The organism is Methylocella sp. (assembly GCF_044226135.1).
Classification (GTDB): Bacteria; Pseudomonadota; Alphaproteobacteria; order Rhizobiales; family Beijerinckiaceae; genus Methylocapsa.
Genome location: NZ_JBGAHM010000001.1, coordinates 196,465 through 209,746, shown reverse-complemented (window position 1 = coordinate 209,746; position 13,282 = coordinate 196,465). Strand labels below are relative to the sequence as shown.

The window sequence follows — 13,282 nt, the reverse complement described above, 5'->3', positions numbered from 1 at the left end:
GCGCGCCTGTCCCCGAGGTCAGGTCGCGGGGCCGTCGCCGTCGATCTCGGGCAGGGCGAAGACGTCGAGGACCTTGCGCCTGATCTCGTCCTGCCGGCGCGGCGATTCGATCTTGCCGCCCTCGAGCTCGGTCACGTAGAAGACGTCCGCCGCCTTCTCGCCGAAAGTCGCGATATGGGCCGAGCCGATGTTGAGGTCGAGCTCCGAAAGCGCCGCCGTCAGCTCGAACAGAAGCCCCGGGCGGTCGAGCCCCGACGCCTCGACGACGGTGAAGAGCTTCGAGAGCGAATTGTCGACGACGACTTCCGGATGGACCTTGAAGGTCTTGAGCCGCACCGCGACGGGCCCCGACCGCGCCGCGACCAACTCCTTGAGGGTCATCTCGCCGGCGAGCGTCTTCTCCACGGCGTAGGCGATGCGGCTCGCGCGACGCAGCTCGTCCTCGTCGAAGTCGAACTCGCGCGAGATCACGATGGTGTCGAGCGCCATGCCGTCGGTGGTGGTGAAGACCTGCGCGTCGACGATATTGGCGGCGCAGGCCGCGCAGGCCCCGGCGACGACAGACAGGAGGCGCGGCGTGTCCGGCGCGATCACGGTGAGCGAGGTCACGCCGCGCAGCGGGTCGATGACGATATGCGTCACCGGCGCGCGCATCTCGACCTCGGTCATGTTGAGCAGCTTGGCGTGCAGGATCTGCTGGTCGAGGTCGGCCTTCAGCCAGTAGGCCGGCGGATGGCGCTGGGCATAGGCCTCGAAGTCGAGGTCCGACCAGTTCGGCAGGCCACGGCGCAGTTCAAGCTGGGCCTGGGCGACGCGACGGCGGCGGTCGATGGTGGAGTGGCCGCCGGCCAGCACCATCTCGGTCTCCCAGTAGAGGGTGCGCATCAGCTCGCCCTTCCAGTGGTTCCAGACGCCGGGCCCGACCGCGCGGATGTCGCAGACGGTGAGGATGAACAGCATCTTGAGCCGTTCGAGCGTCTGCACCTTCTGGGCGAAGGTGGCGATGGTCTGGCGGTCGCCGAGGTCGCGCCGCTGCGCCGTGTCGGACATCACGAGATGGTTCTCGATCAGCCATGCGACAAGGTCCGTCTCCGACGGCGACAGGCCGAGCCGCGGGCATATCTCATGCGCCACCTGCGCGCCGGCGATGGAATGATCCTCGATGCGTCCCTTGGCGACGTCGTGCAGGAACAGGGCGACGATGAGCGCGGTGCGGTTCGAGATCGACTGCAAAATCTCGCTCGCCAGCGGATGCTCGCTCGAATAGCGGTTCTGCTCCATGTCGGCGAGGTTGCCGACCGCGCGCAGGAGATGCTCGTCCACCGTGTAATGGTGGTACATGTTGAACTGCATCAGGGCGACGATGCGTCCAAACTCCGGCGCGAAGCGCCCGAGCACGCCGGCCTCGTTCATCAGGCGCAGCACGATCTCGGGCGTGTTGCGCGAAATCAGCACGTCGAGGAACAGGCGGTTCGCTTCCGGGTCGGCGCGCAGTTTCGCGTCGATGCGCTTCAGCGAGCGGGTGACAAGTCGGGTCGCGTCCGGGTGGATCGCGAGCCCGTTGCGGTCGGCGACCCAGAACAGCCTGATGAGATTGACCGGGTCCTTTTCGAACACGTCCATCGACGAGACGGTGACGCGCCCGTTCTCGATCGCGAAATCGCCGGCGAGAATGGCCGTCGGCCGCGGCAGGAACGGGCCGAACCGGTCGAGCATCGCCGCCGGCTTGGCGTGGCGCTCCTCGAGCGCCGAACAGACGATGGCGGTGAGGTCGCCGACGTCCTTCGCCACCAGAAAATAATGTTTCATGAAGCGTTCGACGCTGGCGAGCCCGCCGCGCTCGGAATAGCCGAGCTGGCCGGCGATCGGCAGCTGCAGGTCGAAGGTGAGCCGCTCCTCGGCGCGCGCGGTCAGGAAATGCAGGTGGCAGCGCACCCGCCACAAAAAATCCTCGCAGCGGCGGAACAGGCGGTATTCGGCCTTTGAGAACACGCCGGCGGCGACGAGCTCGGAGGCGTCGCGCACCTCATAAACGTATTTCGCGATCCAGAACAGCGTGTTGAGGTCGCGCAGCCCGCCCTTGCCGTCCTTGACGTTGGGCTCGACGAGATAGCGCGAGCGCCCGGCCTTGGCGATGCGCGCGTCGCGTTCGGCGAGTTTGGCGGCCACATATTCCGCCCCGGTGCCATGCACGATTTCCTGCTCGAAGCGGGCGCGCATGGCCTCGAAGGCGGCCGCGTCGCCAAACAGCAGCCGGGCCTCGAGCAGGGCGGTGCGGACGGTGAAGTCGGCGCGCGCCTCCTCGACGCATTCCTCGATGGTGCGCACCGAATGGCCGACCTTCTGGCCGAGATCCCACAAAATATAGAGGATGGCCTGCACGATCGCCTGGCGGCGCGGCGTCGGCTCCCCCGGCAGCAGGAACAGGAGGTCGATGTCGGAGCCCGGCGCGAGCGTCGCGCGGCCGTAGCCGCCGACCGCCGCAAGCGCCAGCGGCGCCTCCGGCGCGTCCGCCTCCCTTGGATGAAGCACGGTCGTGACATAGTCGTAGATCGCGCCGATGAGCTCGTCCTCGATCTGGGCGAGCTGGCCGGCGCAGACGAGGCCGCGGCCCTTGGCCTCGAGCCGCGCCCGCGCCCGCGCCCGGCCGCGCTCCAGCGCCTCGCGCAGGATGGCGAGCGCCGCGGGACGGGTCGATTCGGGCGGCGCGTCGGTCGCGCGCAGGGCGAGAAGGCGCGAGCGCACGCCCTGTCTGTCGAACAGGGCCGCGTGCGGCGCGGAGAGAGACCGGCGACGGCGCGGGGCCGTGGGCGGAAGGGCGTCTAGCGTCAAGCTCGAGTTTCCGGTTGGGCGCGCCGGCGCGCCCCTTGCGGCGGGGGGGCGGCTCATGAGGCGCTGGCGTGTCTGCGTGCTTCGATGGCGTCCCACGCCGAAACCGCAAGATCGGGTCCGCCCACGCGCTTGACCGCGCGGACTCCCGTGGGGGACGTTACATTGATTTCGGTCAAAAATCCGTCGATCACGTCGATCCCGACGATAACGAGGCCGCGCGCCCTGAGTTCCGGCCCGATCGTCTCGCAGATCTCGCGCTCGCGCTCGGTGAACTGCGTCGCCGCCGCGGCGCCGCCGCGCACCATGTTCGAACGGATGTCGTCTTCGGCCGGCACGCGGTTGACGGCGCCCTCGGCCTTCCCGTCGATCAGGATGATGCGCTTGTCGCCGCGGCTGACGGCGGGCAGGAACTGCTGCGTCACCCACGGCTCCCTGAAGGTCACGGCGAACAGGTCGAACAGCGAGCCGAAGTTCGCGTCCCGTTCGGCGACCTTGAACACCGCCGCGCCGCCATGGCCGAACAGCGGCTTCATCACCACCTCGCCGCACTCCCGCCGGAACGCCTCGATCTCGGCCCTGTCGCGCGAGATCAGCGTCTTTGGCATGAGCTGCGGAAATTTCATCACGAAGAGCTTTTCGGGCGCGTCGCGCACGCTCGCCGGATCGTTGATCACGAGAACGCGCGGCGCGATCGTCTCGAGAAGATGGGTCGAGGCGACATAGGCGAGGTCGAAGGGCGGGTCCTGGCGCAGCAGGACGACGTCCATCTCGCGCAGGTCGAGCGGAGCCGGCTCCGACGCCGAGAAATGATCGCCCTTGACGTCGCGCAGCCGCACCTCGCGCGCGCGCGCGAAAAGGCCGCCGTCGCCGCGCAGCGTCAGGCTGTCGGGCGTGTGGCAGAACAGGCGATGGCCGCGCGCCTGCGCTTCGAGCATGAGGGCGAAGGTCGTGTCGCCGGCGATGTTGATGTTTTCGAGCGGGTCCATCTGGACCGCGACGGCGAGCGGCATGGTCTTGGCTTTCAAGGCGGCGACGCGAAGGCGCGTCGCGGAGCGTTTCCATCAAGCCTTCTTTTAGAGGCGCCGCGCGCCGCCGCAAAGCCTCGGCCGCTTCGAAGCGGCGAACGCCATTGTCGCCAAATTGCGACAATTATTCAAAATCATTCGGCGTTCGTCGTCAGACGCGCTGATTTCCTCCTCACGGCTCGCCGGCCGCCCTAGATTGGGCCGCTTTCCAGATTTCGCGGGCCTCCTCATTCATGCCGCAGCGCCGCCATCCGACGCTCATCGTCTTCGCCCGCTCGCTCGCAACGTCGATCTGCGTCGTCGCGCCGCTGTTCGGCGCGACCGGCGCGCGCGGCGTCGAGTATGGGCTGAGCCTGTACCAGCTCGGCCTCGTCGCGCCCTCGGCCGCCGTCGCGCCGGCGCCGGGCTTTTATTTCTGGACGACCTACCTGCTTTATCACGGCGCCGGAAATCTTTACGAACACGCCGCCCATCCGTCCCCGGCGCGCGTGTCCTACGACATCTCGGCCAATATCGCGATCTTCGCCTGGTATTCGGACATCGAGCTTCTCGGCGGGCGCATCGGCGTCGCGACCACCAACGCGATCGGCTCCGAGACGACGGGAACCTCCTATTGGGGCGTCGACGGGCTCGGCGCGCCGAGGCTCTTCGCCGCGCAGCAGGGCGTCTCGGGCTTCGCCGATTCGGAGCTGACCGGAATCCTGTCCTGGCGGTCGCAGGACAATCATTACAAGCTGACCGTCAGCGGCTTCTTCCCGACCGGGAACTACGATCCGTCGCGGCTCGCGCAGACGGGGCTCAACCGGACGGCGCTCGACGTCAAGGGCGCCTACACTTTTCTCGGCTCGACGACCGGCTTCGAAGTCTCGGCGGCGCTCGGCCTCCTGCTCAACGGCGCCAATTCGCGCACCGACTATCAGAGCGGCGCCGAGCTGCATTTCGAATGGTCGATCGGCCAGCATCTGCCGCAGGGGCTTTATGTCGGCGTCGGCGGCTACGCCCTGCAGCAGGTCACGCCGGACGCAGGGGCCGGCGCGGTCTATGGCGGTTTCAAGGGGCGCGTCGCGGCGGCGGGGCCGGTGCTCGCCTATCGCTATGCGCAGCAGGGGGCGGAGTTCACCCTGTCAGCAAAATGGTACCATGAATTCGCCAACCTGAACCGCGTGCGCGGCGACATGATCTACGCCACGCTCGGGTTTCCCTTGTGGAAGCAGCCGGCGCCGGCCGTCGCGGCCCAGGCGAGCCGCTGAGGCCGCCGCCCGGGCGGCGGCGACGTTTTGGGCCACGCCTTCAGCCCTGACGCCTGGCGGCGAAGGCCCGGCCGGGCTGTCCACAGCGCGCGAACGCCTCCGTCAGACTGGCGTAACGCGTTGAGACGCGGCGCGAATTCAGCGCCGCCCGCATCCGGGCGAAGCCGGGGAGCGGTCAGGACGTCAAGAAATCGTCAGACAGGCGCGGAGGCCTCTTGCAAGCCAGACCGCAAGCCGCTAAGTCTGCGTCCGCCGGCGAGCGGCGCGGATCTTGTCCGCGACGCCGCATCGTCGTCAGCGCGCCCGTAGCTCAGCTGGATAGAGCACTAGACTACGAATCTAGGGGTCAGGAGTTCGAATCTCTTCGGGCGCGCCATCTCGCATTTTCCACTGCAAAACTCACGTAACGCCTTGAATGGGAAGGCGAAGTTAGGTGTTCGAAGTCCTTCTTTTCGGCAGTACGCCAGAGGCTCCAGGAACGCCAGCCTGAGGACTGTCTTTTTGGCTGTCAGGTCGGAATTCTTCCACATAAACCAAGGGCTTGAGAGAAACTGGAGGGCGTGTTCGAACGACTCCTCCAACCTCAGCCTTGGTTTGCCGCTTAACGCCAGACTTTCCTCGGCGAGCGCCTTGTCCCGTTCCAGCTTGTTGATTCTCTTCTCGTAGGCGGCGATGACCGACGCATTGCCAGATTCGACGATGCGGTCGAGCAGCGCTTCGACGCCCTTTTCAATCTGCGCGATGTCGGCCTTTAGCGCTTTCGCCGCCTGGGCGGCCTGGGCGAGGCGCATGTCCCAGGCGTCCTTGAACATGGCCTTCACCAACCCGAACAGGCTTTCGGAGGGCTGCAGTTGCTGCAAGACGTCCTCGAACGCAGCTTCAAGCTCTTCGCGTTTGATCGACTTGCGATAGCTCGCGCAACCCTCGGTCGGGCACAGGTAATATGGATATTTGCGGTGCTTGCCTTGCGACCAGCAGGCTGTCAGCGGCTTGCCGCAGTCATTGCAGAGGATGAATCCGCGCAGCGGAAAATCGGCATTGATGTCCTTGCGCGCCGGAGCCTTGGCGGTGCTTTTGAGGCGCGCTTGTATCTTCTCGAAGGTCTCGAAGCTGATAAGGCCCTCATGCTTGCCCCTGCGCAAGCCGACGCCCCAATGGGGCGCTTCAACATAGCCGGCGTAGACCACCCGCGTCAGAAAATCATAAATCCGCTGGTTGCGAATTTCTCCGTCGGGCAAATCCTTCGGAAAGGACGGCTGGCGCTCCAGAAAGCGCTTGACCTCGACCTGCGTCGCAAAGCGGCCGGAGGCGTATCCTTCGAGGGCCTCTTCCAGGATCGAGGCGTTCGGTTCGTCGCGGACAAGCAGTTTGCCGTGCCCGCTCTCGCGCTCGTAGCGATAGCCGACAGGGGCCTGAAAGACCCAATAGCCGTTCTGTATCCGCGCGCGCATCCGGTTGACGGTCTGCTCGCCGTTCTTCTGGCGATGGTGTTGAGACACCGAGGCCAGCAGGTTTTCGATAAGCTGCGAGTCGGAATCCTCGCCGAACTCGATTGACGGGCTGACCAGGACGCCGCCGGCGTCGCCGATCTTCACGCGCAGCTCGAAATGCGCCATCAGGCCCCGCGCGAGCCGGCTGATATCATCGATGATGACGGCATGCGGCTCTTTCCGCCGCCCTTTGAGAAAGGACAGCATGGCCTGCATGCCGGGTCGGGACGTCAGGCTGCCAGAGGTGTCGTCACGGAAGACGTCGACCACTTCATAGCCCTTGTACTTGGCGAACTCGCGGCAGCGGGTCTCCTGCGAGGAAAGCCCATCGCCGCGCACCGTTTGCTTGGCGCTCGACACGCGGCAATATATGACGGCTTTCCCGATCGCCTGGCCGTGTTTCTCTTGCGAATTCATTCGACCTCCAGGCCATGCGTCAGGCCGGACTCTTCAATGATTTGAGTGTTGTTTGATCCCTTTGATGCTAGCAGATCGAAGCCCTCTTTCGGCCCCTGAGAAGCAGGTTCGGAATTCTGCCCACAGACTTCTTGCAGCGGGTGGACCCCGAAGCCGAGATCGACGAACGCCACGACGATCGACCACAGCGCTTGCAGAAATTCTGCTTTCTTTTCCTCGCTGAGGCCGGATTCGTCGAGGTAGGACTGGTATTTCCTGACATCGACCGTAACGATAGGCCGCGCCGACGCATCGAAGCTCGCGGCAAGCCTGTCATCCCCGAAGACGCTGGTTTCGTCTTTGTTTCCGCCAGTCTTACCATCACGCAGCATAATGTACTCCTTTCTTTAGTATACATCCATTGGTGGTAGGTTCGCAAACTTTCGCACGCTGTAGAGGTATGCTTTCGTAAAGCCGCCAACATCGACGCGTCGACGCTACACGGCGTCATGGCGCTAACGATGGGGGCCGTGCGGTCCCCGCTGGTCTTCATTCGCCAGTTTGAAACTATCGCGCGCCAGACCTTTCGCTTCACGGGCCTGCTTCGCCTGGCTGTAGAGGGCGCTTAAGTCCCGGTGTTCGGCCTTGTCGATCGCATTCATTCTCCGCTCGTAGTCGCATCGAACGGCGTGTTCGGCCCGAAGGCGAATGTTCTGCCGATTGAAACGATCCGGCCTCGCCCATGACGGGGTATGATCGAGATTTTTCCTGCCGGCCTCATCGATCAGTTTACGTTGCGCGGCGTCGAGGCGCTTGTCATAATTTCTATGGAAATCTTCATATTCGGTGTCCCGCGCTTTTTCAGCTTGGTTTACGATGGCTCGTGCCTGTTCGAGGTGAACCTTATTGGTGAACTGATCGAGCTCGATCCGCATGGCGCGCAGCTCGAACGCCTGCCGCAGTTCTCCATTAATCGCCTCAGTCATTAGTCTTTCTCCACATTTGAAAAGCTTGCGCAGTCGACGGCGGATCAGGCATGCTTGAACGATGCAGTTTCGCTATGCCGAGGACGTCGAGGATTGGCTTGCTCCGCTCACTTATGAGGAAGTGTGGCGGGAGCTCGGCAAGGTCGCGCCGGAGGCGCTGTCCCGCGACTTGTGGGATTCTTATCTTCGCGACGGGCAGGATGCGGAGGATGTGCTGGTTGTGGTCAAGGCCATGATCCGGAGCTGGCTCGTCGCCAACTGGAAACTGCCCCCGCGCTGGCTGTGGGCGAGTTGACATCGTATCACCTGCCAAACCGTATCCAGCCGCATCTTCCGTCGTTCGGATATTCCGTGATGTTGCCGCCCATGCCGACATAGGTGCAACGGACGTAATAGCGGCTGCTGAAGTCGTGCCGCGCGTTGGTCTCCCGCCAGGAATAGGACCAGATAAAATGCGGCGCGCCGATCGTCATCCAGATCGTGAGGACGCCGGCGGGCGCAACGGTCCAGAGGAGGTAGGTGGGACGTAGAAAGGGCACGGACCTCATCGACCTGTCTCCCGTGTTTTCCGGCGATCTGTGCGGTCCTTCTCCGGCGTCGCGAGCCGCACTTTAGGATTGGGCGGCAATCGGCCCCCTTCGAGGGGATTGTCCGCCAGGTCGAAGCAATAGGGCGCGATCTCGTTCTGCCGGACTTTCTTCGCGCGGATGAAGCCGACGCCGGCGATATGGATGATCTGCTCGTCATCGGGCAGACTCATCAGCTCGGCGGCGGTCATCAGCCGTTCCTTGGTGAGATTCATCGTTTCCGAAAAGTCGAGCCGGTCGGAACTGAAACTCATGCTTTTCGACACGTGGACGGCCTCGCCCATGGCGCGGCTGACGCGCTCGGCCTCCTCGAAGTTCGAGAATTTGAGCCACTGTTTCACGGTGCAGTTTTCTTCCAAGATCGCGGTCTCGCGCTCGCCGTATTTCCGCACGCTGTCCATGCGCGACTGTGCGATGAACAGGCATTTGAGGCCGTAGGCGCGGAAGACCGTGATGCGGTTGATGACTTCCTTCAGTGGCGCGTTGCAATATTCGTCGAGGATCATGCAGGTGCGGCCCGTCGCGCCGGCGAGCTGCGCGTGCATGAACGAGAGAAGGTGCAGCGCGAAGTACGGGCCGAGCCGATCCGCATGTCGGACCGGATTGACGAGACAGACGACATATTTCTCCCGCAGAAGCCGGGCGTGGGTCATGTCCGTCATGCGGCCGGCGTCGCTCAGCGGCGGAACCGCGAAGATTTTGACAGCGGACAGCGCCGCGCGAAGATGCTGCGTGTAATGCTCCGGGTTACAGGCCTTCATATCGAGAATTTGCGCCGCCGCATGCCGGTGCGGCGAAGACGCCGCCTTCGTTTCCGCTTCGAGCGCCTTCGTGAATAAGACCGGGTCCGACAGGAACGCCGCGAGACCGCCTGGAGTGGCCAGACGCGGCGTATGGCTGAGCAGCATATTGTGCGCGGCTTCGAGAAAGCTTCGCGGCGACTCCCGCCAGTAGAAGTTGCGCTGATCGTTCGACGGCTCCTCGATCAGGGCGAGCATCCCGGCTTCGACGGTGAAAGGCAGGTCGACGCTCGCGGCCTCCGCGCCCGCCTGTGCCGCGCCGAGGGCGTTCAGGGAAATCTTGTGCGGGTTATTTGCGCCGAGGACGTTGAAATCGTCCAGGATCGCGAATTTGCGCCCGTACTTGCGGCACATGCCGGCGATCTGCACCGCGATCTCGCCGTCCTTCACATCGTTGATGACGACGGCCTGATCGCGGTCGGCGATCAGGCTCATGAGGGTCGGCACAGCGACGCAGGTCGTTTTGCCGCCGCCCATGGCGGCATAGACGATGGACGAGGCGTTGGCCTGCGGCTCGAAGAGCGGCCTGCCGTCGAGCGTCAGGCCGAGGATGCGGCGGCAAGACTTATCTGTCATCGAACATCTCCTCATCGAACATATTCAGGCGATCGAGAAGGTCGTCGGACGCGAGGCGCGCGGATTTGGGAGCAGGCCCCAGGGCCTCGAATTCCGCAGCGGCGCGCTCGCGCTCGTAGATCGCGAGCATCGCCCGGAACATGTTCCAGAAGGCGATCAGGGCCACGATCCCGAACAGCACGCTGGGGAAGGCCATTACGGCCCAGTCGGCGCTCACGGGCCACGCCCACCAGGCGATAAGGGCGCAGAAGCTTCCAACCAGCCCCTGGCCGTTGATGGCGAGGCAGGAATACCGCCCGAACGCTACGTAAATCGTATCGTAGGCGTTCGGCTTGCCGGTGAACCAGTCGTAGATGCAGTCGAGAATTTCGACCTTCTTGCCGCCCGCCAGATAACGCCCGAAGGCGACGCCCTCGACCACCCCGGCGATGTAAGGGGCGCGTTCATCGGCGGGCATTTTTTCCATCACGGCGTTCGCCGTGACATCGGTCGCGCCCGCAGATGAGGTCATAACGGAAAGAATAGCCAACGCACTGGACAGACAGGCCGCGTATTTGTTCTGGCTTGTGAAGCTCATAAAGGACCGATTACGTTTAATTTGTCGTAATCGCGCCAACTATGCTATGATTATAGTGCATCTGATTGAATTTGTGCGATTTGGCTTTTCCCGCCGCCACGGCGCGAGAGGCTAAAATCGGAGTCGCGAAAAGGGTCCATTGTGAGCGCCTGCTATCGTATGGCAGAGCCAACAGACTGATTGAGCATGAAAAAGGTCGGCTATTTACGCGTGTCGACGCAGGAGCAGCGTCCGGACCGGCAGATCGAGGGCCTGCGGAGCCGCTGCGATGAGCTCCATCTCGAAACCCTCTCCGCCGTCAGCCCGCGCCGGCCGATCTATGAGGCCGTGCTCGCCCGCCTCGAGCCTGGCGACGCTTTGGTCGTCTGGGACCTCGACCGCGCCTTCCGCTCGGTCGTCGACGCCGTCACCCAGGCCGAGCGCTTCCGCCAGAAGGGGATCGACTTCGAGATCGTCAACCTCCAGGTCGACACCGCGACCCCCTCCGGCATGCTGGTCTACACCATCATGAGCGCCTTCGCCGAGTTCGAGCGCCGCATGCTGGCGCAGCGCACCCGCGAAGGCCTCGCCGCCGCCCGCCGGCGCGGCATCCGCCTCGGCCGGCCGCCCAAGCTCAGCAAGGCCCAGCTCGACCACGCCCGCCAGATTCTTTCCTGCGACAGCGCCGCTACGACGCGCATCGCCCGCCAGCTCGGCGTCGCGCCGTGGACGCTGACAAGGTCGCTGCGACGGCCGGATAGGACCCCGCCGGCCGGCTAGCGCCGCTCCGCCGGCGACGTCCTATCTGAAGGCTGGTCAGCCAAGGATGGAGGTGTGTTTTGACCCACATTTTGACTGACCCGGAAACACTCCAGAGCGCGGAGTGACACGGCCCCGTGCGAACGGCGTGATAGGCGTCAAAGAGCGTCAGGGCGTCGGCCCCGTGCAATCGCGGCAAGGCAACGCAACGCGTGGCTGCGCCCGCAAGGGCGATGACACATCCATAGGGACGGCTCGTCCTATCCCGACCGAGCACTACCGAGGCCCCCGCTGAAAGGGCCGTTTGTTGCACGCCCTACGTGCACAATTCAGCTCTTTTTTTCAGCAGGTTGCGCGGGCCGAGCCGGCTGCGTAAGAGGGTTTCATTTATGCGCGATAGTGAGGTCAAAACCATCGAGTTGGCGGCGGTGCCCAAGCGACGCATGACGTCGGCCGGATCTCCCACATCCCGCATCGCACTATTTTCCAAGTATAAACCTTTAAGACATTCTTAGCTCATCGATAACTTGGCTGCTATTAGCAACAAATCCAAACGAGCACAATGACGCCAGAACCGGATTTGCGGAAGAAACACCGAGGACTATTCCGGCAGCATTCAATCCAGCGCAGGCGATATTAAAAGCTAGTTTTAATGACATATCTCACTATATATAAGCGCGCATGGCGTTGTCAAACTATTTTATATCCATAAAATTTTTGGCATAATCAGAATATGAAGGGTCTATATTTATAATATCTTCAGCGTAAAGTGCGGCCTGTCTCCGTTTGCCCTCTTTATGAGCGACGCGCATCAGCCACAACAGCGCCGTTATATTATTTTTTTCAGTTTTGATTTTTTCATTTGCTATGTTTTTAATATCTTCAAGCTCGTCTCGCCTGAACAAATCACTAAGTAAATTGTTAAAGTCGTCTTGAGCTTTGCTTACTATGTTTACTTTATTTTTGAGCATAAATCCAACGAAGCGTATAATTAATGCTGCGATTTGCGCAAAGCAAATTACAGTCAAAATGACATATATATTAGAAAGTATCTGATTTGTTTTGTCCATTGTGCTAATTCCTGTCATGCGAATCGGAAATTCGAATAAATTATGTCAAACTCAAATATCGTAAGCAGCAATAAAACAGATGACAAAGAACATATAACCATATCATGCCCAGAAAGCTGCTTTACTCGTAGCGGATATAGGTTGTTACCAAACACGTGGCCAATAGATGAGATCGATGTCATCATAAGTCCAAGATATATTATGATACCATCTGGCGCAATTTTGAAAAGGTCCACAGTTGATAATTTTTTCAGCTGCTTGTTATTGTGTCTCCAAATCATAAAGTGTGTATATCTAATTAATATTGTGGCGTTCAGACGCCAACCACTAAGTGCATAAAACTTATCTATCTGCGGAAGAAGACGAGTAGGAAATTTTGAGATCATTAATTTTCGTTTAGCGGCCACCATCGAGACATCCCGTAAAAGTCGTAATTCTGCGTCATACGGCGTCGGGAACAGTGTGCCGTATAGTCTCCCTATAAATAAAGACGACAAAACGACCATAAAAGCATCAATAAATATCGGATCGATGTGGATATATAGTAATCCGAATACTGGATATACGATAGACCGATATATTCCTACTATAAAAGATATAAAAGATAGTATATGAATAATAGCATGCGATATAGATCGATAGGTATCGCCAATAGTGGTTATCGCAGTGTACGCGTCTTTTGCCGAATTTAAGTGTTCGATGTAGCTGCTTATGGCGCTTCCTGCTGTGAAAGCACCGACCACGGTTTTCCATCCAGGGTGGCGTCGTAAGCGAGTTAAAGGCGGCGGAAGCATTGAACACGCGTCCCCATGGAGCTACATTCTGGCACGATGCTTGCTCTAGCTACAAAGCTGGCGTTTGACGAATAGATTATCCAAGCAGGGATTTGATAATCCGTCTACGCAGTCTTTAACCGTATCGCGAGGAATTGCGTCCCATGGGCATGTTGAAGTGC

The 13,282-nt window shown here is 61.4% G+C and carries 12 protein-coding genes and 1 tRNA gene; 4 read left to right on the top strand and 9 right to left on the bottom strand.

Annotation, left to right across the window (positions count from 1 at the left end):
• Positions 1–18: 18 nt before the first annotated feature.
• The gene (locus ACILRB_RS01055; protein ID WP_407070195.1) at positions 19–2,745 is read right to left on the bottom strand and encodes a [protein-PII] uridylyltransferase; all 2,727 of its coding nucleotides are present in this window, start codon (positions 2,743–2,745) and stop codon (positions 19–21) included.
• 140 nt (positions 2,746–2,885) lie between these two features.
• Complete coding sequence (gshB, locus tag ACILRB_RS01050; protein ID WP_395664443.1) at positions 2,886–3,842, bottom strand: glutathione synthase; 957 nt, start codon at positions 3,840–3,842, stop codon at positions 2,886–2,888.
• 248 nt (positions 3,843–4,090) lie between these two features.
• Between gshB and ACILRB_RS01045 the strand changes: the two genes are divergently transcribed.
• On the top strand, positions 4,091–5,107 hold the full coding sequence (locus ACILRB_RS01045) for a transporter (RefSeq protein ID WP_395664442.1): 1,017 nt from the start codon (positions 4,091–4,093) through the stop codon (positions 5,105–5,107).
• Positions 5,108–5,406: 299 nt separating this feature from the next.
• Positions 5,407–5,483: transfer RNA gene (locus ACILRB_RS01040), tRNA-Arg, on the top strand.
• Here the strand turns inward: ACILRB_RS01040 and ACILRB_RS01035 are convergent.
• The 3 genes from ACILRB_RS01035 to ACILRB_RS01025 all read right to left on the bottom strand — a co-directional run bounded on the left by ACILRB_RS01035 (position 5,434) and on the right by ACILRB_RS01025 (position 7,979).
• Positions 5,434–7,014: a recombinase family protein gene (locus ACILRB_RS01035; protein ID WP_395664485.1), complete on the bottom strand. Its 1,581-nt coding sequence runs from the start codon at positions 7,012–7,014 to the stop codon at positions 5,434–5,436. The genes ACILRB_RS01040 and ACILRB_RS01035 overlap by 50 nt on opposite strands.
• Positions 7,011–7,385 (bottom strand): hypothetical protein, encoded by a 375-nt coding sequence (locus tag ACILRB_RS01030; RefSeq protein WP_395664441.1) that lies wholly within the window; start codon positions 7,383–7,385, stop codon positions 7,011–7,013. Before ACILRB_RS01030 ends, ACILRB_RS01035 begins: the two co-directional genes overlap by 4 nt.
• Before the next feature lie 123 nt (positions 7,386–7,508).
• Positions 7,509–7,979, bottom strand: a complete 471-nt coding sequence (locus tag ACILRB_RS01025) for a hypothetical protein (protein WP_395664440.1) — start codon at positions 7,977–7,979, stop codon at positions 7,509–7,511.
• Between the two features lie 61 nt (positions 7,980–8,040).
• Between ACILRB_RS01025 and ACILRB_RS01020 the strand changes: the two genes are divergently transcribed.
• The gene (locus ACILRB_RS01020) at positions 8,041–8,274 is read left to right on the top strand and encodes a hypothetical protein (protein ID WP_395664439.1); all 234 of its coding nucleotides are present in this window, start codon (positions 8,041–8,043) and stop codon (positions 8,272–8,274) included.
• Between the two features lie 7 nt (positions 8,275–8,281).
• Here ACILRB_RS01020 and ACILRB_RS01015 read toward each other — a convergent pair whose 3' ends face one another.
• Genes ACILRB_RS01015 through ACILRB_RS01005 form a run of 3 tightly spaced genes read right to left on the bottom strand, consistent with a single transcriptional unit; the run spans position 8,282 to position 10,519 of the window.
• Positions 8,282–8,518 carry a hypothetical protein gene (locus ACILRB_RS01015; RefSeq protein WP_395664438.1) on the bottom strand — a complete coding sequence of 79 codons (237 nt, stop codon included), beginning with the start codon at positions 8,516–8,518 and terminating at the stop codon, positions 8,282–8,284.
• Between the two features lie 5 nt (positions 8,519–8,523).
• Positions 8,524–9,957 (bottom strand): type IV secretory system conjugative DNA transfer family protein, encoded by a 1,434-nt coding sequence (locus ACILRB_RS01010; protein ID WP_395664437.1) that lies wholly within the window; start codon positions 9,955–9,957, stop codon positions 8,524–8,526.
• The gene (locus tag ACILRB_RS01005) at positions 9,932–10,519 is read right to left on the bottom strand and encodes a hypothetical protein (RefSeq protein WP_395664436.1); all 588 of its coding nucleotides are present in this window, start codon (positions 10,517–10,519) and stop codon (positions 9,932–9,934) included. The genes ACILRB_RS01010 and ACILRB_RS01005 overlap by 26 nt, the downstream gene beginning before the upstream one ends.
• 186 nt (positions 10,520–10,705) lie before the next feature.
• On the opposite strand from ACILRB_RS01005, the gene ACILRB_RS01000 reads away from it, so the two are divergent.
• Positions 10,706–11,278: a recombinase family protein gene (locus tag ACILRB_RS01000; RefSeq protein ID WP_395664435.1), complete on the top strand. Its 573-nt coding sequence runs from the start codon at positions 10,706–10,708 to the stop codon at positions 11,276–11,278.
• 674 nt (positions 11,279–11,952) lie between these two features.
• Here ACILRB_RS01000 and ACILRB_RS00995 read toward each other — a convergent pair.
• A complete protein-coding gene (locus ACILRB_RS00995) occupies positions 11,953–12,327 on the bottom strand; it encodes a hypothetical protein (RefSeq protein ID WP_395664434.1) in 375 nt (124 codons plus the stop codon).
• Positions 12,328–13,282 lie beyond the last annotated feature (955 nt).

Bases quoted from the DNA above. Each gene is read 5' to 3' on its own strand.
- ACILRB_RS01025 (WP_395664440.1), bottom strand. From the start codon at position 7,979: ATGACTGAGGCGATTAATGGAGAACTGCGGCAGGCGTTCGAGCTGCGC.
- ACILRB_RS01005 (WP_395664436.1), bottom strand. From the start codon at position 10,519: ATGAGCTTCACAAGCCAGAACAAATACGCGGCCTGTCTGTCCAGTGCG.
- ACILRB_RS01045 (WP_395664442.1), top strand. From the start codon at position 4,091: ATGCCGCAGCGCCGCCATCCGACGCTCATCGTCTTCGCCCGCTCGCTC.
- ACILRB_RS01030 (WP_395664441.1), bottom strand. From the start codon at position 7,385: ATGCTGCGTGATGGTAAGACTGGCGGAAACAAAGACGAAACCAGCGTC.
- ACILRB_RS01020 (WP_395664439.1), top strand. From the start codon at position 8,041: ATGCAGTTTCGCTATGCCGAGGACGTCGAGGATTGGCTTGCTCCGCTC.
- ACILRB_RS01035 (WP_395664485.1), bottom strand. From the start codon at position 7,014: ATGAATTCGCAAGAGAAACACGGCCAGGCGATCGGGAAAGCCGTCATA.
- ACILRB_RS01000 (WP_395664435.1), top strand. From the start codon at position 10,706: ATGAAAAAGGTCGGCTATTTACGCGTGTCGACGCAGGAGCAGCGTCCG.
- ACILRB_RS00995 (WP_395664434.1), bottom strand. From the start codon at position 12,327: ATGGACAAAACAAATCAGATACTTTCTAATATATATGTCATTTTGACT.
- ACILRB_RS01010 (WP_395664437.1), bottom strand. From the start codon at position 9,957: ATGAGGAGATGTTCGATGACAGATAAGTCTTGCCGCCGCATCCTCGGC.
- gshB (WP_395664443.1), bottom strand. From the start codon at position 3,842: ATGCCGCTCGCCGTCGCGGTCCAGATGGACCCGCTCGAAAACATCAAC.